Here is a 21,582-nt window from a genome sequence, read left to right as displayed (position 1 = left end):
TAAGATGAACCAAAAAGCTGTTTTTTTATGCCTGCTTCTTTTTTTATTTCCGATGGGCTGCGGAAGGGATAAGGGGACAGAGTCCGAAAACCAGCCGCCGGTCATTAACGATCTGTCAGCTTACCCGACCACCGTAGAAACAGGAGACACTACTACTATAACGGTTAAGGCTGAGGATGCGGATGGAGATGCCCTCACCTATTCCTGGATATATGAGCCGGGAAGTATTACCGGCAGGGGGGAATCTATAACCTGGACCGCTCCGCCAACGGCCGGCGCTTACACCATTACTGTAACCGTAGACGATGGTCAGACCCAGGTAAGGCAACATATCGAAATTACAGTGGTTAAAGCCAATCATCAAATAGACCTATCTTATTCCATTTTAAGCCTTCATCTTGCTCCGAATGCCTATCCAGGGTTTGCTGAGGGATACTATCTTCTCTTGGAAGCTACATTACGGGATATAAATCCCCAAATAATAGATTCAGTTACAGTCACGGGACACGATAAGAAGGAATATGAACTTAAAGATACTGAACCCGAGGGTATTTGTCTGATAGAAAATAATGGGCCTTCGGATAGCCACTACGGTCTTACTTTACCGATGTCCACCGCTTCTTTCCTCGGCGCATATACCCTTACCGTGATTTTTACGGATTCTCCTCCTCTCCAGGTTACCAAAGAATTAGTCGAGGCGCCTCTTCCCCTCCCGGAAATCATCCAACCTAAGGACCGTCAGGAAACCAGCTCAACCCCGACTCTTACTTGGCAAGCAGTCTCGGGGGCATCCCTATACGAGGTTAGAATCACTGATGAAGAAAGCGAGCCCTGCTATCCTCTCTGGACCAGCAATTTCCTCTACCAGACAACCGACATCAAAGTCCCCCAATCTCTTACTATTGGAGAGACATATAAGTGGTATCTCTTGGCGGCTTCTAATGAAAAGTTCCAAAACCTCTCCCTGACGGCCGGCCTATTTAAGGTGGTTAGCGAAGGCGAGAAACCAAAGGTAATCGGAACCATTAGAACCACCAAAGAACCAACTGGAAAGATATGGGTTGGATTGACTAAGTGGAGTGCTCCCCCGAAAATAATAGTTACGGGATCAGTGGTGGAGTCGAATGGAAATTATCGTTATCAGATCGAGCTTCCAGCCACACCTTCAGATTACGCCTACGATGTCCGAGCCTGGGATGACACGGATAGTGATGGAGACTGGGATGAGAAGGAAATAATATCTGCGCCGGCTGAGGATTATTTGGAATATGAAGCCGGGCAATGGTATGTATCTCAGCTGGATAATCCTAAATGGGCTATCCTTTCTCTCCAAACCCCGATTGATATCGATTTGTAAACAGATAGTCTCCTCAGGCCATCAGGTAATCGGTATTGATTACCGATTACCGAGAGGTATAGGAGGGAGAAATTATGGGAAATAAAGAAGCTCTACTCATCATCGATGTCCAAAATGACTTTTGCCCGGGAGGGGCTTTACCTGTGCCTGAAGGTGATCGCATTGTCCCTCTTATTAACCGGCTTACGAAGGCCTTTGATATTGTCATTGCCACCCAGGACTGGCATCCGCCTGGTCATAAGTCCTTTGCTTCGGCTCATCCTGGCAAAAAGCCCTTTGAGACCATCGATCTTCAAGGCACCACCCAGGTTCTATGGCCTGATCACTGTGTTCAGGGGAGCAAGGGGGCTCAATTGGTAAATGATCTGGAACCTGAACCTATCCGAATGATCCTGCGCAAGGGTATGGATCCTGAGGTGGATTCTTACTCTGGTTTTCGAGACAACTCGAAGACAGCCATTACCGGACTCGACGGCTACCTCAAGGCACTTGGAGTAAAACATCTTTACTTGGCCGGGCTGGCCACGGATTTTTGCGTTTATTTTACGGCGATGGATGGTCTGGAAAATGGATATGAGGTCACCATTCTCCTTGAGGCCACCAGAGGGATTGATGTGCCTGAGGGTTCAATGGAGGAAAAGTTGGCCCTATTTAGAAATAGTGGGGGGATTGTATCTTCTTAATAACTCGGCGCAACCAGGCGATCGGTCATCGGTGAGGAGTAACCAGTAATCAATTGGTAAGTGTTCCGCCACAAAGACACTAACACACAAAGATTAAAGGATTATTTCTTAATAGCTCAACAGATATTTTCCCCTTTGTGTCTTTGTGCCTTGGTGGCTGAACGGTTACATCAATTGTTACCGATGACCGATCACCGATAAAGGGGATATAGGTAAAGTGGATAACTTAAAACTCGAAACTAAGCTTTTCATCATAGGCTGGATTTTTATCTCTCTTCTCTTTTCCCAACCTGTAATCGGGCAAGATTTTGGTAAAAACCGGGTCAGGTATAAAGACTTTACCTGGAAGATAGCCTCCACCAAACATTTTGATATTTACTTCCATCCCGGCACAGAAATCCTGGCCGCTAAAGCGGCTGAATTTGCTGAAGAGGCCTATCGCAAGGTATCTCAAGATTTTGACTTCAAAGTCAGCCGGGCTATCCCCCTCATCATATTCCCCTCCCATTCTGATTTCCAACAAACCAATGTTATCCTGGAGTTTATTGATCGGGGGGTGGGGGGATTTGCTGAGATATTCAAATACCGGATTGTCATACCTTTTACCGGTTCCTATGCCCAGTTTCAGCACGTCGTTACCCACGAGTTAGTTCATATCTTTACCTACGATATACTTTATCGAGATGCTTTTGGCGCCTTCTTTTCCAGCCGGATGATTACCCCCCCGCCCCTTTGGTTAATGGAGGGGATAGCCGAATATGGAGCCGGGAAGATGGACCCGGAAGGCGAGGCTGTCCTTCAAAACGCCGTTATTGATAACGATCTCATTCCCTTGAAAGAGATGGCTGATTTTTCCAGCTCCCCTAAGGTCTACCTGGGGTATAAACAAAGCGCCTCCTTTGTCGGCTACATTGCTGAAACTTACGGTCCGGACAAGCCGGCCCTTCTGATCAAGAAATACAGGGATTCACCTAATATAGAAACCGTGGTAAAATCAACTTTAGGCCAGGAACTTCCCGAGGTCTGGGAAGGGTGGCTAAGATATGCTAAGAGAAAATATTATCCTAATGTGGCAGACAAGGAACCTCCGGAAACTTACGGCAAAAAGTTGATCAATAAAATAAGCCTTGGGGCGGTGTGGTCCGCCGGCGGAGACTTAATGGCGGTCTTAACCAGACATGGATACAAGGGAGCCGGGGTTAGCCTGATCAAGGTTGAAGACGGCGTTGAGGTGGATAAATTCGGGTTTGATGAACTTGAAGAGGTAAATATGGAAGGAAATCCTCTTGACTGGTCTCCTGACGGCCGATTTATTGTCTTGTTGGTTAGCAAGAAGGCCAAGGATTACTTCTTGATCCGAGACGTGCCTGGAGAAGAGGCCACAAAGCGAATTCCTCTTGAAGGGTTAGATAGCCTTTCTTCACCGGCCTGGTTGGGAAAAAGACTGGTCTTTGCCGGCACAAAGGCCGGAAAAAGCAGCCTCTATCTCTTTGATCCTTCAACAACTACCACCCTTACTCAGCTTACGGCGGATACATTTACTGCTTACCAACCGGCCTGTTCTCCGGATGAAAGGCAGATCGCCTTTGTCGTGGAAAATGGTGAGGCCAGGGATATTTACCTGCTTGAATTAGACTCAATAATCCCGGGTACCCACGAAGTGGGTGCGCCAGCCGCCTTCCGCCTTCCCATCAGGCCCCTGATCCAAAATGGCCAGCAAAATGTAGACCCAGCCTGGGGGCCGAATGGAAAGCGATTATATTTTGCCTCTGATATAGGGGGCGGTTATGACATTTATGAGTATAATCTTGAGTCTGAGCAGATGATGAAGTTGACCAATTCTTTGGGTGGATCTCGATCTCCCAGGGTATCAAGAGATGGGAAAAGATTGGCCTTCACGGCTTATCTTGAGGGCGAACCGGTGACCTATGTGAGTGAACTGGAGAAGCTAACCAGAGAAGAGGTAGGAAGGGGCTTAGATTATACCGCCCAGAGCGGAAAGGCGGATGAACTGGCTAAGTTGACCAAGCAAGAGGCCTCTGTTGACACTTCCTTTGAACTGAAGGATTATAAAATGCATCTGACCATGGACTGGGCGCAGGGTAATATAATTTACAATACCAGTCAGGGCTTCACCGGGTTTACTGAAATTGCCGTCAGTGATATCCTGGGTAATCACCGCTTTATCCTCTTGACGGATTATTTAACTACGATTAGCAACCTGGCTGATCTCAATCTTGTTCTTCGTTATCTCTATTTAGCCAAAAGACCGGTAGTGGGGGTGGGTTTATTCAACTGGAGGGATTTACGTTTCTGGGATGAAGACAAGGAATTGGATAATCGCCGGTATGGAGGTTTTCTCTACTTGGCTTATCCCCTTGACACCTTTCGCCGACTGGAGGCTGAATTTATCTCTGAGTTCAAAGGAGAGGAGTTTTTGACCGGAACCGATGAGATCGAAGTCAGAGAAGAGGGGGCGGACATAGTTGGCCTCTCTTATGTGAAAGATACGACCAGGTGGGGCTTATTGGCCCCCATAGATGGGGCCAGGTTAGTATTGAGGGTAGAGCAGTCAGTGCCGGTCTTTTTCAAAAAACGGAGTTTTACCAATTACATCCTCGATGTGAGGAAGTATATCAGACTATCAGCCCGATCGGCTCTGGCCTTCAGGATAGCCGGAGAGATAAGTGAAGGAAAAGACCCTGACATCTTTCCTCTGGGCGGCAGTTGGGACATGCGTGAGGTTCAATACAACAAGTTTTGGGGCAACCGGGTGGTTATAGCCAATTTAGAACTGAGAGTCCCCTTTATCGACCGGCTCGACCTGGCCTTCCCTCTACCTATATCTTTGAAGGGCATTAGTGGGGTAGGCTTTTTCGATTTAGGCGGGGCATGGAATGAGTCGGAAAAACCCAGATTCTGGAATGACGATAAAAATCACTTAGGGGAGAGGTTCCACAGCGCTATCGGCCTGGGGACCAGATTGACCCTTGGTTTCTTCCCTATCAGGCTTGATTGGGCCTTTCCTACTGACTTGAAAGAAATTAAAAGCAAATCTGTCTTCCACTTTAGCCTGGGGTATGATTTTTAACTCGATGCTCGATCCTCGAGCCTCGAGCATCGAAGCATCCAGCATCGAGCATCGAGGATCGAGCAACGAGGATCGAGCATCGAGCATCGAACATCGAGGATCGAGCATCGAGGATCGAGCAACGAGGATCGAGGATCGAGCATCCAGCATCGAGCATCGAGCATCGAGCATCTATGAATATCAAGCACTACCTGGAATACCTTTTGGTTCAGATTATTGCCTCCTTTATCCGAATACTCCCACTTAAGGCAGGATATTGGTTAGGTGAGAGATTAGGAGATCTAACCTACTTCCTGCTGCCGCATTACAGAAAGCGAACCCTGGATAATCTTAAGACCGCTTTTCAGACTCAATTACCTTCTCAAGGGATAGAGGAGATAGCCAGACAGACCTACCGGAATCTGGGAAAGAATTTAATAGAATTCATTCACCTGCCTCAGTTTGTAGAGGAAGGGCTTGGCAGCCGGATTATAATCGAAGGCTGGTCTCATTTAGAAGCGGCCCGTGCCAGGGGACGTGGGATCATTATCTTGATGGCTCATTTTGGAAACTGGGAACTTATTGGGTCTGCTCTTCCCCTAAAAGGATGTCCTCTATCCACGGTTGTTCGCAGGCAGAAGAATAAATTAACCGAGGATTTAATCGAGGCTCAGCGAAAAAAGATAGGGCTTACCACTATCTCTATGAAAAGGGCCTCCGGGGAAGTCTTGCGGCGCTTAAAAAGAGGTGAGACAGTGGCGATGTTAGCCGATCAGGATGGAGGCAAAGGCGGGGTATTTGTCAGTTTTTTTGATAAACCGGCTTCCACGCCGCCCGGTCCGGTTATCTTCGCTATGAGAACAGGCGCCGATATTCTTCCCCTCTTTGTCATCAGGCTGCCCGATAACCGACATCGAATCATTATTGAAAAACCATACCCTCTTATTCAAGCCGGCGATAGAAAGCAGGATATTCTGGCCAACGTGGCCTCTCTGTCCAAGAAGCTTGAGGAATATATCAGACGCTATCCTGACCAATGGTTTTGGCTCCATAACCGGTGGGCCACCCGGATGAAAAAGTAATTACTCAGGCATCCGGTAATCGGTTCTCGGTGAGAAGAAAGCCGTAATCGGTTATCACTAATTACCGATTACGGCTGACCAGTTACCACTTAGCTTCTCCCTCAAAAGGGGCAGGTTTTCTATATCCTCCCGGTTATAGATCAACAACTGGTGCAGGGCAGCTTTGTCATTAAATCGTTCATACCTGGCCCAGAGGGCCATTGCCTCCCAGCCGTCTACGTCAGGAAGTTTTCTTTTAATCCCTAATTTTCTTTCAACCGCCTTCAATCCCCCATATAAGTTTTGACGCCAACAGTCATACATTAGATCGTGAGACTTAAAGTATCCTCTTAAATCAAGGCCAGCAACCCTTTTAATAACAGGCAGATCGAATCGACTGCCATTATAAGTAAAGATAGTTTTGACCCCCTTAAGGATCTCAAGAAGGGCGGCTGGGGTAATCATCTGCCCAATTAACTGAATAGAGCTTCCTTTGGTCCCTTTGGAAACAACCGCCTTGTTTTGAAACTCCCCTATTGTTTCTGAGTTATCTTCCCGGTATACACCTACAACGGTAAGGCGGCCATTATAAGAGGTCTCAATATCAAGGTAAGCCTCTCCTCTCATCCTCCCCTTCCTTTTCGGCTAAACCTTCCTCAATCGCCTTAGCGACTATTTCCTTCTTCTTATCCCGCTGGTAGAGCTTCTCGCTTTCTTTTATCCTGGAGAAGGGCTTTATCTTCCATAGCTTTCTCTGTTTTAGAAGCTTAGGCTTCTTAACTTCATCATTCACTTTAAGTATCTCTCCTTAAACTGACCACCGGTGATTACTCCCCCTACTCTACCTGGATTTGTAATTCGGACAGCGAGTAGCATTAGGCCTTTCAGGTCGATAGCAGGCAGATGGATAATCATAACGGCAGGTATCACAAAGAAAGACATCCCCGCCCCTAAAGGCTTTTTTTATCTTCTGCCATAGGTTCTGAAAAAAATCCAAACTTATCCCCTCTCTCCGTATTTAAGACTCTCCCCCTGATTGGTCTTCCTTATTATTCATTTGCTCGATGTTCACTTTTGAATAAGAATTGCTATATGCACCGAAGGCGCCAAGGAATTTAGCCGTAGGTTTCAACCTACGGAAGATTGAATTTGGAAATTAAGCCCCGCAGGGGCGAAGGACAACGAATTAGGCTCCACCCCGATTTATTGAGCAGATACCTTTATCTCCACTACCTGGTCGTAATTATCCGGGGTCTTAGCCTCGGCAAAAATGATGATCTCCTCGTTCTCTAATTCTAATTTATCTGCTTCATAAGGGTAATTCAAATGGGTTTGTTCCCAGACAATTCTATGGGCTGAGTCTACCTCGATGATCCTTTTGTTGTCCGTATCAGTGATCAGGATATTCCCATTGGGAAGCCGGTCGGCATCCCGGGGATGTCCCAACCCCGTCTGCTGCCAACACATCTCCCCTCCCCTCTTCACCTCTATTACCCGATTGTTTTTACCATCGACTATTAAGGTGTTGCCATTCTCTAAGCGATCAGCGTCCTCTGGAGAATACAAACCTTTACTGTATTCCCAGACTACCCTGCCCTCTTTATCCACTTCAATAACCCTGTTCCTCGATGATTCAGCTATCAAGGTATTTCCATCGTCAAGCCTATCCGCATCGGTTATGGTAGTAAGCCTGGTCGGCTCTGTATCTCCGGGCTCAAGCACACCCGTAAGCTCCCAAACCGTATCTCCAGCATCAGTTACCTCAACGACCCTTCCGAACTCGGCTATCAGGATTGTTCCTTGGGGCAGCCTGTCCGCATCAAGAGGGAAAGAAAACTCCCCCCCCTTATCTCGGCTGTCCCAGACTATCTCCCCTGCCCTATTCACCTCGATTACCCTGCCCCCTGTCTGACGATATTCAGTGATTAAGAAGGTCTGGCTATCAGGAAGCCAGTCTACATCCCGGGGGGAATCAAGCCAGACACCATATTCCTTGGTGGTCCACAAGATTTTCATGTAGTTATCGCTCTTAGGGTCATAGGGGTTATTCCACTCTCTGGAGCACCCCAATAGCCATAAGATGAGAGTAAATAAGATCAGCCAGTAATTACTCATTGTTATTCGAGGGAGCGGCATCTTCCCGTCTTTCAGCAACTTTCCTTCGAAGCTCTTCAATAAGCCTCTTAGCTTGTTCCAGAGAGGTGCGAACATCTTCCTCCGTGATATCAGACTCGACAACAAAGGGATACCTCTCCACAAAGTAAAAGCCGCTAATCTTTTGACACACACTCCTAAATTTTTCCAGGGAGGCATCATAGGCGAGCGTATCATCAAGGAGTGTATCTAAATCATGAATCCGTCGGAGTTGCCATCCCTGGGAAAGAAGAAACGCCTTCAGAAACTTCTCCACAGCCTGTTGAAGGCAGAAACCAGCCAACTCCGGATCATCCTCCTCAAGAAGTCGATCTACTCGTCTCAAATCTTTTTCTGCAATATGCAGCCAGTCGGCCGGATAAAGCGATTCCTTACGCGGCATATAAAAGCTTCCCTTTCTCCAGAATCTCCGCTATAAACTGATCGCCAATAGCCAACCGCTTTTCAACCTCAGCAGGAGTTAACACCAGGGCTTCTACCGGAATGGATCGATGAGTGCCGGTGAGGATATGTTGAACTGTCACCCATCGATCAATGAAGCGGTCTACCGTCTCTTTGATAATAAGAAGGTCAATATCACTGTCTGGTCCGGCATATCCATAAACATGAGAGCCAAATAAAATCACCTTTTGCGGGGCATAATCACTAATAAGTTTTTGGAGAATGCTATGGATAACCTCTTTTATGTCTTGAGAATCTATCATCGCCCTATCCTCCAGACGTATCTTTTCAATAACTCGAGGCAACCAGGTGATAGGTCATCGGTTATCAGTAAGGAGAAACCCGTAAGATCAATCAGTCTGGTGTCTGGCGCCTGGTAGTCTGGTGAGCTGATAGTTTAACGACTACCAGACACCTAATTCTCGCGGATAACGCAAATGTTGCCATCTGCCATTCACTGGGTGACTCCATCCAGGGTCGAAGGGTCATCTTTCGATTCACCCCCCACCACCTTGACCACAATTCGGTTGGGTAAACAGACAATGACCTCCCCTCCCCTGCTCTTCCAACCCTGCTTGACACATATATGCTGGGGACAAGGACTGTCTACTACTCTCACCTTCCCGTTTTTTATCTCAAGGGTAGTTGACCCCAAACACCCAGCTACCGTTACCTTTTGGGGATGACCGGTTAAAGGAATTACTTGTCTCCCTCCAGGGCTTTCAATCTCGACCATTTTGCCCTGTTTTGGAAGATATTTAACCCCCAGATAGCCGGTGGCAATCACAAGAAAAATAATGCCCAGAAGAAGCTTATCTACTTTAGTCAACCATCTTACTGATGGCGGATTACGGATGGCGAATGGCGAATGGTGGGGTTCTGCGCTCGGCAGCTCTGTAGTCTGGGCTTCGGGATATCCTTTGGCTAAGGGTTTCCCTGACTTCTCTAAGTATGCCTTCGGTATCAAGCCCATATCTTTTATAAAGGGATTCCACATCTCCATGTTCTACAAATTTATCCGGCAGGCCTAAACACTTAACCCTGGCAGTAATTCCTGCCTCAGCCAGGGCTTCCAGAACAGCGCTTCCAAAGCCTCCGGTCAAGGTGTGATCTTCCAGGGTAATAACCGGCCTTCTTCTACTACCCATTTTAAGGATAAGCTCTTTATCCAAGGGTTTAACAAAACGGGCATTAATCACCCCCACTGAAATATCTTCCTTAGCCAGGGTCCGGCTTACTTCCATAGCTCTGTCCACCATATTTCCCAAGGCCACGATGACTCCGTCCTCCCCCTCACGCAGGACTTCGGCCTGACCTGGTTCTATGGCCGGCCGGACAGGGGGTGCCTCAGAAGGAACCTTTCCCCTGGGGTATCGAATAGCTGTGGGATGATTCCAGGTCAGGGCTGCCTCTAACATTAATCTGAGTTCCAACCCATCCCTGGGAGCAGCCAGAATTAGGTTAGGTAAATGTCTGAGATAGGCAATATCATATATCCCCTGGTGGGTTGGTCCGTCATTACCCACCAGGCCGGCTCGATCAAGGGCAAAGATGACTGGAAGATCGGGCAGACAAACGTCATGCAGGATTTGATCATAACCGCGTTGGAGAAAGGTGGAATAAATGGTCACCACCGGTCTTAGTCCTTCGGCCGCCATCCCCGCCGCCAGAGTGACGGCATGGGATTCAGCAATACCCACATCAAAGAACCGCTCAGGCAGATGCTGATTAAAGAGGGCCAGACCCGTCCCTTCAGCCATGGCCGCCGTGATAGCCACGATTCGTCTATCCTGCTTAGCTAATTCTACCAGATTCTTAGCAAATACCTTAGTATAGGTTACTTTCTTGCCATTATCCAGGGGACGGCCTGTCTTAATTTCAAAAGGGCTGCTGCCGTGAAAGAAAGTAGGATTCTTTTCAGCCGGAAGATATCCCTTGCCCTTTTTGGTGGCCACGTGGAGGAGGATCGGGCCTTTGAATTCTTTGATCCGGCCCAGGGTCTCTATAAGTAAAGGCAGGTCATGGCCATCAATAGGGCCGAAATACCGAAATCCAAGCTCATGGAAGAGGGCTCCAGGGACCACCAGGTTTTTTATCCCCTCCTCTACCCGTTTAGCCAGGGTGGCTATGGGGTGACCCAAATATGGAATCCTGTTAAGGAGTTCCTGGGCATCTTCTCTTAACCGGTTGTAAATAGGCCTAGTAATAAGCCGGTTCAAATAAGCCGACATGGCGCCAACCGAGGGGGAAATAGACATCTCATTGGAGTTTAAAATAACCAGGAGGTTGTTTTTCAGGTGTCCGGCATGATTCAAGGCCTCGAAGGCCATGCCACCAGAGAGCGCTCCATCCCCGATTATGGCCGCTACTACATAATTCTCTCCCTTAAGGTCTCTGCTCACCGCCATACCCAAAGCAGCCGAGATAGAAGTGGAGGCATGACCGGTATTAAAGGGATCATAAGGACTTTCTTCTCGCCTGGGGAATCCAGAAAGTCCGTCGAGTTGCCGCAAAGTAGAGAAGGCTTTTTTTCTGCCGGTGAGGAGCTTATGAGTATAGGATTGGTGGCCGACATCAAAGATGATCTTATCGCGTGGAGAATTAAGGCAATAATGAAGGGCGATAGTTAGTTCCACCACCCCCAGATTAGAGGCCAGATGCCCGCCTGTTTTAGCCACGGTATGGATAATCATTTGCCTGATTTCAGAAGCCAGGGCTTGAAGCTCAGTAATGGTAAGATGTTTCAAATCAAGCGGCTTATCAATCCGCTCTAAAAATCCAGGCATTCTCTTTATCTCCTTTTTTGGGTAGGGGCGAATAATTATTCGCCCCTACAGGACTAAAAATTCAGGCATTCTCTTTCCCATCCAATTCGTGGTGGAGTTAATATGGTGACCTTTCCCACCCCGTCTAAGAGCCTATCCTAAAACCTACTTTTTGGAAGGGGGCATATTCACCGCCGGAAGGGCTGGGCTACTTTTGCCGGTTTTGGGAGAGGCGCTATGAGTATAACAAACTTCAGTTGATTTGTCAATCAGAATTGTCCCCTTCTTGTGATTCAGACATAAGGTTATGAGTAGAAATAATAAAATAATAAGCTTTCATAGAGGATACTTGTGCAGTGGCGGCCAGAAGGGCATCCACCTCACCTGGGGGTTTTCCATCTTTGATATTTTTCAATAACCTGAAGCAGGTTTATATAGAATTCTTTTATGTCATCCAGTTCATTAACCAGGATGTCGTAGAGTGTTTCTGTATCTATGTGGTTGTAGAGGTGCACAATCCTGTTTCTGAACTGGGTTATCTTTATGTAGGTCTTTGCCTTATCTCGATCAATATGTCCGGCCTCACTCAATATCTTTATAATCTCTGCATTAGTATTTGGTGTCCTCAAACCAAGGGAGGCAATGATATAGCTCCCAATATCAAGGAGTGCCTGGATAGAGGTCTGAAGAATGTGAAGGGTTGAATCCATATTTCTAAAATCTGATATAAACTCTTCGTATCTCTTTGACTTTAAAATATTTAATTTTTCAAAATTATTGATGATAATATCTATCTTTATCTGAATATCTCTGGAATTCATACCCTTGCTAATCTCCTCAGTCGACCCTGAAAATGAAACCGCTCAATAAATCTAAGGGTTGGCTCAAAATCACAAAATTGGGGAATTACCCTCATTTCAAATTGTATCCTGAATAGTGGATAAGCATCGTAAATAAGCTTACCTGTCCTTAGAACATTATGTTGAAAGATCAATCCCTGACTATTGAGATCTATTAAATCAACCTCCCTTACCTTCAAACCCTCTGCAATCCTGTAAGATAGATAATCCTCTTCGTGTAAAAGTTCTCTGCCCTTTGGAGCATTATCCATCACTAAGATAGCAATATCCACATCACTCATTGGCATTATCCTCCCTGTAGCCTGAGAGCCAAAAAGATAGGCTGAAGCAATATAGGGATAATCTTTAAATATGTGTTTCAGACTGTTAAATTCAAGCATAATTTTTCACTTAACTTAAATTCAATACTTAAATTATAGCACGACAGCAGTATAAATGTCAATTAAATTTCATTACCCCGAACTTCCCCTCTGATATTACCACATTGCTTCTTTTTGTCATTGCCGCCCCTGTTTTCACAGGAGCAGAAATGACAAGTTCGAGACTTGTCAACATGTGTGCCGAGAAGACCTTCATATAATTGGCGGAGATGTTCAGTCAGAGGGCCGACCTTACCCTCGCCAATTTTTCTCTCATCCACCTTAACCACCGGCATGATCCCGGCGGAGGTAAAGGTAAGGAAGGATTCGGAGGCAGTGAAAAGATCGTAACGGGTCATTCTCTTTTGGTAAGTGATAAGGCCCTCTTGTTGAGCCAGTTCTATGACTACCTCTCTGGTTATCCCTTTCAAAAGACTATGCGCCGGAGGGGTAACCAACTGTCCGGCCCGATCAATAATAAAGATATTACTTATGCTCCCTTCCGTCACATAGCCGTCTTCATCAAGCATTATCCCCTCAAAGGCGCCTCTGGCAGCCGCCTCCTGTTTAGCCAGGATATTAGTCAAAAAATTGGCTGATTTGATTTGAGGTAGAAATCCACTGCCTCTCGGAGTGGCCACCGTAACTACTGAAATCCCCTGCTGAAAAAGATGATCTGGATAGGGAGTAAAGGGTCTGACTACGATTACCAGGGTTGGTTTCCCCTCGGAAATATCGAGTCCTGGCTTTTCTGTCTCACCCCGGGAAAGGCTAAGTCTCAGGATGGCCTCATCCATGCCGTTCTTTCGAACTGTTTCATAGACCGCCTCTTCCATCCGACTGATAGGGGGAATATCGAGAGAAATGGCCCTGGTTGAGGCCTGAAGCCTTTCCAGGTGCTGTCTCAACCTGAAGACCCTCCCCCTACAAATCCGCATAGTCTCAAAGACAGCATCGCCGTATAAATAGCCCCGATCAAGGACGGAGACCTTGGCCTGGTCTTTGGTAAAGAATTCTCCGTTAATGTAGATCCACATACCTCAACTCTCTCCTCTCAGCGCCCCATCAATATTGAGCCTTGGGAGAAGAAAGTCCCGGCCACGGCGGCCGTCATCAGGCAGGCCAGAGTAGCGGCTAAGAGCGCTCTGAATCCCAGCGCCGAAAGGTCTTTGGTTCGTTTTGGGGCCAGAGCAGCGGTGCCTCCCACAAAGATGGCCAGGGAAGCTACATGGGCAAAGCCACAGAGGGCATAAGTAGTGATTACTGTTGAGCGCGGGTGCTTTAATACATCTGCCGCCAATAACTGGGCCAGGTCCTGATATGCCTGGACTTCAGTGACTATGGCCCGTTCGCCGATTATCCTGGCGATAGCCCCCGCATCAGACGGTGGAATGCCGATCGCTAAGGTGAAGGGATAGAAAATATAACCCAGTAGTCCCCGAAGCGACCAGTCAATCTGCCAATTCAACCCGTTATTGACCCAGCCTCCCACCACCATCAGGAACAAATCAACCAGAGCGACTAAACCAAGAAAGGCCAACAGTAAGGCAGTAATGCCGGCTACCAGCCGCAGGCCATTGTTGGCGCCGTTAATGATCGCCTCAATAAGGTTATTTTCTCGTTCATAGTGAGGGTGAATCTTTACCCCCAGGGTGGCTGGTGTTTCCGTCTCCGGTAAAAGAATCTTGGCCATAACCACGGCGGCTGGGGCAGAGAGAATAGAAGCAGAAACCAGATGGCCGGCAATGGTGGGAAATTCTCCCTGCAGGATGAAGACATAAAGGGCCATCACACTGGAGGCAATAGTGGCCATGCCAGCGGTCAGAATAGTGCATAACTCGGAACGGGTCATATCATTCAAATGCGGCCGGATAGTCAGGGCAGATTCAATCCCCACAAAGATATTACTCGAAACACATAAAGACTCTGCCCCGCTTAACCGCATCAGTCTGGTAAAAATATAAGCAAATCCCCGAATAAACAGGGGCATTATGTTTAAATAATAAAGGACGCCCACCAGGGCGGCAAAGAAGACAATGGTAGGTAAGGCCTGAAAGGCCAGGAAAAACCCTAAAGAATCAGGTGTGCCCGGCGGAAGGGCCAGACGGCCAAAGAGAAATTTGGTTCCGGCCGTAGCGCAGTCCAGGACCTTTACCACCGCCTCGTTAATGGCCAAGAAGACCTTTGTCCCGGCTGGAACCTGAAAGATAAACAGGGCAAACAGTAATTGTAAGCTTGTTCCCCATAAAACAACCCGCCCATTAAGGACTCTTCGATGGGAAGAACAAAGCCAGGCAAAAGCCAACAGCAAAAAGATGCCGGCAAAGCTTACTAAGTTATAGGCTTCCATTGACTTATTTCCTCTCTTTTCCTCTTTCTGGTTCCTTCCTGGACAACAGCTCCACACAAAGGCTCATATCATCGTCACCCGCCGGAATCTTTTGGGGACTTTTAAAATTATGCCCTGAGATAGCCAACCAATTTTTTCCTTTGACCAGAAGAGCCGGATCGATTTTGATGGTATCTTTAATTCCCTTGTCAATTACCGCCTCGTGTTTTGTTAAGGCCACCGAGGCGTAATAACGATAGGGGGCCGCATTACTTCGGGCTATCTCCCGACCATTGAGGTAAACAATATATCCGTCATCATAGTCTATCTGTAAGATAAGAGAACCAATCTTCTCCTTATCCTCAATCCAAAAATCCTTTCTGGTATAAACACAAATGGTGCCTGCCGGAAGGATGGTTCGATCGTCTTCGTCTCCATAACCAAAACCAGAAGGGCCTCTCATCCAGCCTCCATCATTATACCTCGGATCGGTCCAGTTAGGCTCGGCCTGATCCGAAAGGGTTGGGGCAGGAATCCTATATGCCCAGGTGTCAGCCGAGGCGATAACGAAGCCATAAATAAATTCATCAGCCACCAATTGGGGAATCATAGTCAGATCCGAACTATCAAGCGTGGCATTATGGACCTCAATAGCCAGAAGGTTTGTTCCCTTTTTTAGAAGGCCGATAAATCGGTTCAAATTAAAAGGCTCCAGGGTAGGTAAGGGATTATAATTCTGGGGGTGAGTCATATCTAACTTTCCATCGTGGATGGCCTCGTGATTTTCAGCCAGGGAATCGTAGTCAACCGATTCATCTAATCCGACCCGGACTACTTCTGTTCCATTAAGATAAGCCACAAAGCCGTCATCATAATCTACGTTTAGAAAGAGGGTTTTGACCGTGGCTAAGTCAGTCACTACAAACTTCTTCCTTAGATAAAGGGTAGTGAATTTTCCTTGCATCTCCGGGAGCAAGGTAGCGTCATCTTCATCACCGTAACCGAAGCCGGATTCTCCTCTCAACCAGTCTGAATCATCAAAGTTAAGTTGATTCCAGCTCTTAGGCGGCGGGGCATACCCCTCCAGATATCTCCATTCCTCGTCTATGTCGATCAGAACCTCTCCCCCAAAAGAAGTAACCGGCAGCCATAAAAGTAATCCTAAGACACCCAACCATATCTTCATTTTCAACATCCTCTTGATCTTCATCTTCAACCTCCTCTTGATCTTCATCTTCAACCTCCTCTTGTCAGTAGTGCATTGTAACATTACCATTTAGCTTGATTTTCGGTTATGACGTTCATTGATTCCTCTTTGCCCTTTGGCGCGTTTGATACAGCCTTTCTGTGAAACCGCCCTCTTGCTCAAAGGCTTTGGACTGCGCCGTCAGTTGCCGATCCAGCAGACTACAGGCCACCGCGATCAGCGTCAAAGCGACATTGGCCGCAATCTCGGGATAAGTGGACTTGGTGGATGATGTGGACGTGGTGGACTTGGTGGACTTAGTGGACGATATGGACGTGGTGGACTTGGTGGACAAGGTGGACTTAGTGGACGATATGGACCTAGTGGACAAAGTAGACTCAATGGACGCTCCACCCTGTCTACCCTGTCCACCCTGTCCACTAAGTCCACTCAGTCCACTCAGTCCACTCGGTCCACCCTGTCCACTCTGTCCACTCTGTCCACCCTGTCCACTCTGTCCACTCAGTCCACTCTGTCCACCCTGTCCACTCTGTCCACTCAGTCCACCCTGTCCACCCTGTCCACTCTGTCCACTCAGTCCACCCTGTCCACTCTGTCCACCCTGTCCACTCTGTCCACTCAGTCCACCCTGTCCACCCTGTCCACTCTGTCCACCCTGTCCACTCTGTCCACTCAGTCCACTCTGTCCACTCTGTCCACTCTGTCCACTCAGTCCACCCTGTCCACCCTGTCCACCCTGTCCACCCTGTCCACCCTGTCCACCCTGTCCACTCTGTCCACCCTGTCCACTCTGTCCACTCAGTTCACTCTGTCCATCCTGTCTACTCTGTCCACTCAGTCCACTCTGTCCACTCAGTCCACTCTGTCCACCCTGTCTACTCTGTCCACTCAGTCCACTCCTGATATGAACTTCCCGTATCCAATCGGCGATTTCATCGACGGTTCCAAACCGCCGATCAATCAGTTCCGCCCGGCGCGCATCCTGCCTGTCCCATTTTGACAGCCCCCGCTGCCGCAGAAAATCCTCATAATCCAATCGCAACTCCTCCAAACTCGCCCGCGCCACATTCGTCAATTTCAGCTCAAACTTCTTCGATGTGCCTGATGCTTGGCTCCCCTCAGCGATATTCTGCACCCCTGACCGCGCCGCCTGAACCATTTGGTCATGCGTCCGGCTCCGCTTATCGATATACCGGTCACAAAATCGCACCGTCACATCATAGACCAACTGCGCGATCTGAAAGCTCTTCAGCTTCCGATAGCCGCCGTGCTTCGGAATCAGATTATCCACTTCCGGTTGGCCGGCCCTGCCGCCTCGTCCACTATCTCCACCCTGTCCCTCCTGTCCATACTTCATAAGATCATCCTCAGCTACCTTCTCGCCTGGCCATTCTTCACCTCCACCCTATCCAGGCTGTCTATACTTCATAAGGCCTCTTCAATAAATGATCTCACTTAGCCCCCCCATACCCAATACCTTCAATCCGGATTCGTTTATCCGCCACCTCTGTTTTGGCCCCGATTATCTCTTCCACCAGCCACAGGTTTGTTTCCACATGATCGGTAAGAGAAGGGATGAGGTATTCTGAGACCCTATTAGCCAGGGCAGCATAGATGATTAATTGATCGGCCAGGAATCTATCCACTGTAGCCCCCTGTTCGATATCTTCCAGTAAGGCTCTGGCTACATGCCGGCCAATGGCTTCAGCCGCCCGGCCAACCTTGCCGGCCATGTCAGACCCAATGAGGCAGCCGGTATCAGTCCTGGCCCAGACAGCTAAAGCCGCCCCTTTTTGCAGGGCTGATTCATCATCCACCACCTCTATTTTGGGGGCATATCCTTTCTGTTGGAGGATTCGCCGGCAGGGTTCAGCCATCCGTTCACTCACCCGCTGACGGCTAAGATGGGAAGAAAGAGCCCTCCCATTAACTTCAACTACTCCCCCCTGTTTGAGTAATCTAATCGGATTAAGAGGATAAGCGACCGGCTCGACCTGAACTTCTATTACTCCTCCACCTTTTGGCACATAACCTGGCTTAATTATTTCAAGTGAGGCTTCAATCCCTGTCTGTTTAATGACGGGAAAGAGCACGTGGGCCATATGAAAGGCGGAGGGGGCATGGTCCTGAAATAGACCACCGGATATTCTTAATTTGGAAGGTTTGTCTGCATAAATAAGCAAGGGCAGAACCGTCATGGCCAGCATAGTGGATGAACCGGCCGTGCCGATCTCCCACTCATAATAGCCGCCTTTTATTGAACTGCCTGGCCTAAAAAGTATCTCCTGGGAGCCGACTTCGGCCCCTTCTACTTCACCTCTGACCAACTCACTACAGGCCAGAACAGATTTCAGGTGTTGAGACCGCAGGCCGGGCTTACCTCGTTTAGCCCGGATATTTATCATCCGAAGCGTCTTACCCATCAAGGCTGAAAGTGCTACGGCGTAACGGAGAATAGTGCCGCTTCCTGAATATCTCGATCCGTCTATCTCAATCATCTTTGCCTTCCGGTGAGGTAAACAAGTACCGCCTGTAACCAACCGGCTTATAGTTTTTTAAAAAATCTTCCAGGGCTTCAGCCACCACCTGTCCCTTTCTTAAGCATGAGTGGACAACCTTTTTCTTTTGGTTAACTAACAGCAACCCAACGTGAACTATATTCCTGCCGATTACTTTAGCAAAGATTAAATCCCCTGTTTGTCTTTCCAATCGACTCAATCTCTGACCCATCTTCATCTGATCAAGGGCATGTTTGGGAAGGACTAAATCAAGGGCTTCTTTAAAGATAACTTGAATAAGACCGGAACAGTCAAGGCCCTGGCGGCTTCTTCCACCTCGATGATAAGGCGTTATTCTCACATATTTCAGGGCGGTGTTGGCGAGTTTACTCAAATCTTTTGGTTCAATCTTAATCAACTTACCCTTCTCAGGTCTCTTTATTTCTTTCCAGAGATCTTCCCAAGGCGGCTCAAGAATGACTATTTCATCTTCATAGACCCAGCCCAGGCTTAGGTCGTCTAACTGGATGAGATACTGCCTTCCATCCTTGATTAAAACCCTGAAAGGATTATCTTCCGGTGTCGTCTGAGTAGAAAGCTCGAAAGAATCCCTCTGCCTTCTAAGCCCTACTATCTCTTGTCCTGCCTTTCCCCAATTCAGGGCAGGTTGGGTCGGATCAGAGAGGATAAGTAAACGGTCGATAATCTTGAAAGGGATTCTTTTCCCCAGGGCATTAACTATTCGATCCCTCTGGCTCGACAGCAGCACTCTCCCTCTCAGGACTAATTCTTGCCGGCGCTGATTAAGAACAGGGGTCGCCTCTATTACTACCCGATCATATTTGGCCGCATACCCTCTTTTTATCTGAGCAATAATTTCCTCTATTTGTCTGGAATACATTTCTCTTACTTTTCTTCTTCTTCAAAGATTTTAATCTCCAAAGGATCAATACAAACGATCTCAATCTCTACCCCACAATTCTCGCAGTCTATTATCTCTCCTTCCTCAGCGTCTTCAGGGATTATCAATTCCTCATCGCATTCCGGGCACCTGACCGCCATATCCATGGTTTTATTATCTCCTTTCTAAGATTTATTCCCTTGATCTTTCATTATCAAGGCTAGCCGTGTTGAACCATCGGAAATATATCACAATAGAGCTGATTATGTCAAGCTAAAAGTTCACTGGACCGTATTTTTCACCGAGGCAGTAAAATTCTGCTTGACGAAAGAGCTTTTAGTAAGATAAAATTAGAGGTAATAAAATGGTGACCAAAAAGAGTCAAACAACCATTTTCGTTCTTATGGTCTGCCTCTGGTCGGGGATTGCCCTGGGACAGGAAGATATCGGAAGCGGTCTGCTGAAGATCGGGATTGGCGCCAGACCAGCCGGCTTAGGGGGGGCCTTTACGGCCTTAAGCGATGATATAAATGCCCTTCATTGGAATCCGGCTGGTTTGGGGAAACTCCGGGAAAAGGAGCTGGCCTTTACCCACGCTGTCTTTTACGGAGATATTCGAGAGGAATTTGTCGGCTATGCCCATCCCCTGGGCAGGCTTGGGGCGGTAGGTGGGGGATTGACTTATCTCCATTTAGATGAAGTACGCCAAAGGGACGAGTCCGGTGATGAGATAGCTTCTTTCACGCCCTATGATTTGCTGGGGATTCTTGCCTGGGCCGGAAAGATAGGTAGGAATTTCGAGATAGGGGCTAACTTTAAATATATTTACCAGAAGAACAGGGAAGCTGAAATTACTAAAGCCAACTACCTTGATGTGGGAGGCATAGCTTCCTTCCGTCCTTTGAAATTCGGGTTAGTCCTCCAAAATCTGAGTTATGATAGACCTAAAGAAGACCCTTTACCTCGGACAGTCAGAAGCGGCTTGGCCTTAAACCTTTTTAATGAGACGGCCATTTTTGTCCTCGATGCCGTTAAAGAAAAAGATGAAGATATTCAATACGGACTCGGGGCCGAATATCGTCCGGGCAGCCCTCTGGCTTTAAGATTAGGCGCCAAATTTGATGAAGACGAAGAAGCTAAAGTTACCGCCGGCCTAGGACTTACCTGGAAGATATGCCGCCTCGATTACGCCTTCCTCAGACATGACCGCAACTCGGACAACATCCACCGCCTCTCCCTTAGCCTTCGGTTTTAACTATGCAGACTTTAATTGTGGTAACTGTTTAGCCACTGATTAACACGGATTAGCACAGATAAATAACAGAGGACAGAAGGCTGAGTTGTAGGGACAAAGCTTGTCCCTCTCCGTTCCGTAGGCGGACAACCACACGGGTTGTCCCTACAACCTTAGTTGCAGGAAAATACGCCGTAGCGGGATTTTCCGTGTTTCATCTGTGTGCATCCGTGGCTGAACGGTTACTAATTGTGTTTCTTTTTGGGCTCATGAGTAAATGCCCATATAAAGTATAAAAATACTCCTCCCAGAATTACTGCCCCTATTACCTCAATCATTGATGACCTCCAATTTCTCTAAGAGGTTCTTAATGCCGGCATTTAAAATAACCAGATATGATGCCAAAATTATTTCTGATATAATGCCTACAACAAACATAATAATATTCAATGGCAACCGTACGTCTTTAAATAACAACCCCACTAATCCACCTGCAAGTAAGATAGTAATAGTCACTGTAATCTTTTAGCTTTTCTAACTTGCATTCCGCACTTCCAGAAAAGGTTTTGTGCTATTGGGCCAACAAGGCTTTTTGAAAGATAGCTTTATCTAATAGAAGCCTATACTTTTGCACTTTTTGTCATTCCTGCGCAAGCAGGAATC

General features: G+C 47.5%; 22 protein-coding genes and 2 pseudogenes. 6 read left to right on the top strand and 18 right to left on the bottom strand.

Features of this window, described 5'->3' with window-relative positions; all coding sequences use genetic code 11:
- Positions 1-4: 4 nt before the first annotated feature.
- From AB1797_00120 to AB1797_00110, 3 genes are all read left to right on the top strand, one after another.
- Entirely contained in the window at positions 5-1,357 is a 1,353-nt protein-coding gene (locus AB1797_00120) for a PKD domain-containing protein (GenBank protein MEW5766019.1), read from the top strand.
- A gap of 74 nt (positions 1,358-1,431) precedes the next feature.
- A complete protein-coding gene (pncA, locus tag AB1797_00115) occupies positions 1,432-2,040 on the top strand; it encodes a bifunctional nicotinamidase/pyrazinamidase (GenBank protein MEW5766018.1) in 609 nt (202 codons plus the stop codon).
- 217 nt (positions 2,041-2,257) lie between these two features.
- The gene (locus AB1797_00110; GenBank protein ID MEW5766017.1) at positions 2,258-5,131 is read left to right on the top strand and encodes a BamA/TamA family outer membrane protein; all 2,874 of its coding nucleotides are present in this window, start codon (positions 2,258-2,260) and stop codon (positions 5,129-5,131) included.
- Here AB1797_00110 and AB1797_00105 read toward each other — a convergent pair.
- Positions 5,109-5,315: a hypothetical protein gene (locus AB1797_00105; protein ID MEW5766016.1), complete on the bottom strand. Its 207-nt coding sequence runs from the start codon at positions 5,313-5,315 to the stop codon at positions 5,109-5,111. The genes AB1797_00110 and AB1797_00105 overlap by 23 nt on opposite strands.
- Between AB1797_00105 and AB1797_00100 the strand changes: the two genes are divergently transcribed.
- Positions 5,305-6,192 carry a lysophospholipid acyltransferase family protein gene (locus AB1797_00100; protein MEW5766015.1) on the top strand — a complete coding sequence of 296 codons (888 nt, stop codon included), beginning with the start codon at positions 5,305-5,307 and terminating at the stop codon, positions 6,190-6,192. The genes AB1797_00105 and AB1797_00100 overlap by 11 nt on opposite strands.
- A gap of 57 nt (positions 6,193-6,249) precedes the next feature.
- Here AB1797_00100 and AB1797_00095 read toward each other — a convergent pair whose 3' ends face one another.
- From AB1797_00095 to AB1797_00035, 13 genes are all read right to left on the bottom strand, one after another.
- Positions 6,250-6,798 carry a ribonuclease H-like domain-containing protein gene (locus AB1797_00095; protein MEW5766014.1) on the bottom strand — a complete coding sequence of 183 codons (549 nt, stop codon included), beginning with the start codon at positions 6,796-6,798 and terminating at the stop codon, positions 6,250-6,252.
- A complete protein-coding gene (locus tag AB1797_00090; protein ID MEW5766013.1) occupies positions 6,776-6,964 on the bottom strand; it encodes a hypothetical protein in 189 nt (62 codons plus the stop codon). Before AB1797_00090 ends, AB1797_00095 begins: the two co-directional genes overlap by 23 nt.
- A 410-nt stretch (positions 6,965-7,374) precedes the next feature.
- On the bottom strand, positions 7,375-8,187 hold the full coding sequence (locus tag AB1797_00085) for a PQQ-binding-like beta-propeller repeat protein (GenBank protein MEW5766012.1): 813 nt from the start codon (positions 8,185-8,187) through the stop codon (positions 7,375-7,377).
- A gap of 91 nt (positions 8,188-8,278) precedes the next feature.
- The gene (locus AB1797_00080; GenBank protein ID MEW5766011.1) at positions 8,279-8,707 is read right to left on the bottom strand and encodes a HEPN domain-containing protein; all 429 of its coding nucleotides are present in this window, start codon (positions 8,705-8,707) and stop codon (positions 8,279-8,281) included.
- Positions 8,697-9,029 carry a nucleotidyltransferase domain-containing protein gene (locus tag AB1797_00075; GenBank protein MEW5766010.1) on the bottom strand — a complete coding sequence of 111 codons (333 nt, stop codon included), beginning with the start codon at positions 9,027-9,029 and terminating at the stop codon, positions 8,697-8,699. The genes AB1797_00080 and AB1797_00075 overlap by 11 nt, the downstream gene beginning before the upstream one ends.
- 191 nt (positions 9,030-9,220) lie before the next feature.
- On the bottom strand, positions 9,221-9,595 hold the full coding sequence (locus tag AB1797_00070) for a NusG domain II-containing protein (GenBank protein ID MEW5766009.1): 375 nt from the start codon (positions 9,593-9,595) through the stop codon (positions 9,221-9,223).
- Positions 9,596-9,614: 19 nt separating this feature from the next.
- Positions 9,615-11,552: a 1-deoxy-D-xylulose-5-phosphate synthase gene (gene dxs, locus AB1797_00065; GenBank protein ID MEW5766008.1), complete on the bottom strand. Its 1,938-nt coding sequence runs from the start codon at positions 11,550-11,552 to the stop codon at positions 9,615-9,617.
- Between the two features lie 359 nt (positions 11,553-11,911).
- The gene (locus AB1797_00060; protein ID MEW5766007.1) at positions 11,912-12,352 is read right to left on the bottom strand and encodes a DUF86 domain-containing protein; all 441 of its coding nucleotides are present in this window, start codon (positions 12,350-12,352) and stop codon (positions 11,912-11,914) included.
- A complete protein-coding gene (locus AB1797_00055) occupies positions 12,349-12,771 on the bottom strand; it encodes a nucleotidyltransferase domain-containing protein (protein MEW5766006.1) in 423 nt (140 codons plus the stop codon). The genes AB1797_00060 and AB1797_00055 overlap by 4 nt, the downstream gene beginning before the upstream one ends.
- Positions 12,772-12,833: 62 nt before the next feature.
- Entirely contained in the window at positions 12,834-13,787 is a 954-nt protein-coding gene (locus tag AB1797_00050) for an aminotransferase class IV (protein MEW5766005.1), read from the bottom strand.
- A gap of 17 nt (positions 13,788-13,804) precedes the next feature.
- Positions 13,805-15,100 carry a nucleoside transporter C-terminal domain-containing protein gene (locus AB1797_00045; GenBank protein ID MEW5766004.1) on the bottom strand — a complete coding sequence of 432 codons (1,296 nt, stop codon included), beginning with the start codon at positions 15,098-15,100 and terminating at the stop codon, positions 13,805-13,807.
- A gap of 4 nt (positions 15,101-15,104) precedes the next feature.
- Complete coding sequence (locus tag AB1797_00040; GenBank protein MEW5766003.1) at positions 15,105-16,313, bottom strand: hypothetical protein; 1,209 nt, start codon at positions 16,311-16,313, stop codon at positions 15,105-15,107.
- A gap of 67 nt (positions 16,314-16,380) precedes the next feature.
- Positions 16,381-16,620, bottom strand: coding sequence for a four helix bundle suffix domain-containing protein (locus AB1797_00035; protein MEW5766002.1), 240 nt, complete (start codon positions 16,618-16,620; stop codon positions 16,381-16,383).
- A 245-nt stretch (positions 16,621-16,865) separates the two neighbouring features.
- On the opposite strand from AB1797_00035, the pseudogene AB1797_00030 reads away from it, so the two are divergent.
- Positions 16,866-17,189, top strand: a pseudogene (locus tag AB1797_00030) (DUF4573 domain-containing protein).
- Positions 17,190-17,193: 4 nt separating this feature from the next.
- Here AB1797_00030 and AB1797_00025 read toward each other — a convergent pair.
- The 4 genes and pseudogenes from AB1797_00025 to AB1797_00010 form a co-directional block, all read right to left on the bottom strand.
- A pseudogene (locus AB1797_00025) lies at positions 17,194-17,577 on the bottom strand (four helix bundle protein).
- Positions 17,578-17,737: 160 nt separating this feature from the next.
- The gene (gene rtcA / locus AB1797_00020; protein MEW5766001.1) at positions 17,738-18,784 is read right to left on the bottom strand and encodes an RNA 3'-terminal phosphate cyclase; all 1,047 of its coding nucleotides are present in this window, start codon (positions 18,782-18,784) and stop codon (positions 17,738-17,740) included.
- Complete coding sequence (locus AB1797_00015) at positions 18,777-19,685, bottom strand: NlpC/P60 family protein (GenBank protein MEW5766000.1); 909 nt, start codon at positions 19,683-19,685, stop codon at positions 18,777-18,779. Before AB1797_00015 ends, rtcA begins: the two co-directional genes overlap by 8 nt.
- 5 nt (positions 19,686-19,690) lie before the next feature.
- Positions 19,691-19,852: a lysine biosynthesis protein LysW gene (locus tag AB1797_00010; protein ID MEW5765999.1), complete on the bottom strand. Its 162-nt coding sequence runs from the start codon at positions 19,850-19,852 to the stop codon at positions 19,691-19,693.
- A gap of 197 nt (positions 19,853-20,049) precedes the next feature.
- Here AB1797_00010 and AB1797_00005 point away from each other — a divergent pair, with 197 nt between their 5' ends.
- Positions 20,050-20,940: a PorV/PorQ family protein gene (locus tag AB1797_00005; protein ID MEW5765998.1), complete on the top strand. Its 891-nt coding sequence runs from the start codon at positions 20,050-20,052 to the stop codon at positions 20,938-20,940.
- Positions 20,941-21,582 lie beyond the last annotated feature (642 nt).

The organism is bacterium (assembly GCA_040753085.1).
Classification (GTDB): Bacteria; UBA9089; JASEGY01; order JASEGY01; family JASEGY01; genus JASEGY01.
This window is presented reverse-complemented; position numbering and strand designations above follow the sequence as displayed.

Excerpts from the sequence above, each read along its gene's own strand:
- AB1797_00120 (MEW5766019.1), top strand. The coding sequence starts at position 5 with ATGAACCAAAAAGCTGTTTTTTTATGCCTGCTTCTTTTTTTATTTCCG.
- pncA (MEW5766018.1), top strand. The coding sequence starts at position 1,432 with ATGGGAAATAAAGAAGCTCTACTCATCATCGATGTCCAAAATGACTTT.
- AB1797_00100 (MEW5766015.1), top strand. The coding sequence starts at position 5,305 with ATGAATATCAAGCACTACCTGGAATACCTTTTGGTTCAGATTATTGCC.
- AB1797_00095 (MEW5766014.1), bottom strand. The coding sequence starts at position 6,798 with ATGAGAGGAGAGGCTTACCTTGATATTGAGACCTCTTATAATGGCCGC.
- AB1797_00085 (MEW5766012.1), bottom strand. The coding sequence starts at position 8,187 with ATGAAAATCTTGTGGACCACCAAGGAATATGGTGTCTGGCTTGATTCC.
- AB1797_00080 (MEW5766011.1), bottom strand. The coding sequence starts at position 8,707 with ATGCCGCGTAAGGAATCGCTTTATCCGGCCGACTGGCTGCATATTGCA.
- AB1797_00075 (MEW5766010.1), bottom strand. The coding sequence starts at position 9,029 with ATGATAGATTCTCAAGACATAAAAGAGGTTATCCATAGCATTCTCCAA.
- dxs (MEW5766008.1), bottom strand. The coding sequence starts at position 11,552 with ATGCCTGGATTTTTAGAGCGGATTGATAAGCCGCTTGATTTGAAACAT.
- AB1797_00060 (MEW5766007.1), bottom strand. The coding sequence starts at position 12,352 with ATGAATTCCAGAGATATTCAGATAAAGATAGATATTATCATCAATAAT.
- AB1797_00055 (MEW5766006.1), bottom strand. The coding sequence starts at position 12,771 with ATGCTTGAATTTAACAGTCTGAAACACATATTTAAAGATTATCCCTAT.
- AB1797_00050 (MEW5766005.1), bottom strand. The coding sequence starts at position 13,787 with ATGTGGATCTACATTAACGGAGAATTCTTTACCAAAGACCAGGCCAAG.
- AB1797_00045 (MEW5766004.1), bottom strand. The coding sequence starts at position 15,100 with ATGGAAGCCTATAACTTAGTAAGCTTTGCCGGCATCTTTTTGCTGTTG.
- AB1797_00040 (MEW5766003.1), bottom strand. The coding sequence starts at position 16,313 with ATGAAGATCAAGAGGAGGTTGAAGATGAAGATCAAGAGGATGTTGAAA.
- rtcA (MEW5766001.1), bottom strand. The coding sequence starts at position 18,784 with ATGATTGAGATAGACGGATCGAGATATTCAGGAAGCGGCACTATTCTC.
- AB1797_00015 (MEW5766000.1), bottom strand. The coding sequence starts at position 19,685 with ATGTATTCCAGACAAATAGAGGAAATTATTGCTCAGATAAAAAGAGGG.
- AB1797_00010 (MEW5765999.1), bottom strand. The coding sequence starts at position 19,852 with ATGGATATGGCGGTCAGGTGCCCGGAATGCGATGAGGAATTGATAATC.
- AB1797_00005 (MEW5765998.1), top strand. The coding sequence starts at position 20,050 with ATGGTGACCAAAAAGAGTCAAACAACCATTTTCGTTCTTATGGTCTGC.